At 72.2% G+C, this 1,772-nt stretch carries 1 protein-coding gene; it reads right to left on the bottom strand.

From position 1 onward, the window contains the following. On the bottom strand, positions 1 to 1,757 hold a 1,757-nt coding region (locus tag E1294_RS51785; protein WP_220448448.1), incomplete at its 3' end, for a hypothetical protein. Between the last annotated feature and the right edge of the window lie 15 nt (positions 1,758 to 1,772).

Genomic DNA, 1,772 nt, shown 5'->3' with positions numbered 1-1,772 from the left:
TTGCGGTAGTCGTGCAGCCCGCCGCTTTCGGTGTCGGGGCTGACGACGTCGAGGACGCGGCCGAACTTGTCATACAGGAATAGCTCTTCGATGTGGATCTGCCCCTGCCGCATCTCGTGGAACGGAGCGTTGGCGCCTCCGGGCAGGTAGGGGGCGCTGGTGACGCGGCCCTGGTAGCGGGCGGGCAGGCCGCCGTCGGTGTCGGTGGCGGTGTCGGGGTAGCCGGCGAGTGCGGCGATGTGCGGGTGGTCGGGGTCGTCGGTGGTGGGGCGGCGGAAGGCGCGGGTGTCGCGGGCGGCCAGCCGCTGGTTGAAGCCGGAGAGTTCCTGGGCGAGGAACGCCCACTCGCCGATCGACGCCAGCCAGTCCTCGAGCTGGCCGCGCTGGCCGGCGGTGCCGTGGTGGGAGACGAATTCCTTCAGCCGGGCGGCGAACAGGGAGCGGGGGTGGGGGCCGAGGCCGGAGATGCCGGTGATGGTGACCCGGTCGGCCTCGATGTCGGCGGGGCCGGTGTAGCGGTAGTCGGTGCCGTCGAAGGTCCAGCAGCGCTGGGTGCCCACGGTGTAGGGGATGTGGCGATAGGCGATCTTCCATTCCATGATCAGCGGTTCCCAGGGCTGGGTCCAGGGATCCAGGCCTAACGCGGGCAGGGTGCCGGTGTAGTCGGCGGGGCGGTGGGCGGCGATGACGGCGGCAACGTCGCTTGCCGGCAGGCCGGCGGCGGCGGCCAGTACGGGGGCGTTGCCCGCGTCCAGCAGGAAGAACTCGCGAAGCAGTGCGGGGATCTCCGGCGGGAGCGCCTCCAGGCCCGGGACGGCGGGCATCGGCCCCTGACCAGCACCGCCGGGCGTCGCGGTGATCGTGGTGCCCGCGATTGTGACGGCGCTGACCAGGGGCCAGGGGTCGTCGTCGGTGAGCAGGCGTACGGGCACCGGCTCGTCGGAGACGGTGGTGTCGGCCGGCGGGAGGAGGCCGGACAGGCTGACCACGGGGTTGTTGGCCTGCCAGTACGGCGGGCGGGGGACGGCCTTGAGCGTGGCGCCTTCGGTGAGGCCCTTTGTTTCGGTGAAGGCGTTGATCCCGGCGAGGAGCGCGTCGTGGGCGCCTGCGTGGGGCTGGGTAGAGTCGGGCTGGGGGACCTTGGTGGCCAGGTCCCGCACCAGGGCGGTGGCGGCGCGCACCGTGTGGGCGAGGGAGCCTTCCCGGTCGGGGTCGAGCTCCTGCCGCATCCGCTCTTGGTCCGGCGCGTCGCCGGGACGCGGGGACAGCGCGTCGGCCAGGCCGTTCTTCAGCCACAGGGCGTTCAGCCGCCATTGGAGGCCGTACAGCTCGCCGAGCTGCTCATCCAGCCGGCGCTGGTCGTCATTCAGGGTGGCCAGCCAGGGCGGCGGGGCGAAGGGCTCGGGTGTCGACGTTTCGCCCGCTGTGTCCGCGGAGGGTGGTGTCACAGTCCAGTGGTGGCCTCCGGCGAAGGCGCCGAACGAGGCGTCGTGGAGGTGGCGGCGTACCCGCGCGTCGCCGCCCTTCTCCTCGGCGAGGTCGAGGACGTTGTGCAAGAAGGTACGCAGCAGCTGCAGGTCGGAGCCGGAGGGGGAGGCACCGGTGGCGTGCAGGGTACGGGCGGCGAGCGCGGTGAAGGCGTCTTCGGTGGTGTTGCCGACGGCGACGTTGAGCGCGCCGTTGTCCCGGATGGTGTTCAGCTGGTCGGGGGCGGGCGCCGAGGGGGCGTTCGGGTCCCAGCCGATGGTCAGGGCCATACCGCAGTACAGGCT

The sequence above is a fragment of the Nonomuraea diastatica genome, assembly GCF_004349015.1.
GTDB lineage: Bacteria > Actinomycetota > Actinomycetes > Streptosporangiales > Streptosporangiaceae > Nonomuraea > Nonomuraea diastatica.
This window is presented reverse-complemented; position numbering and strand designations above follow the sequence as displayed.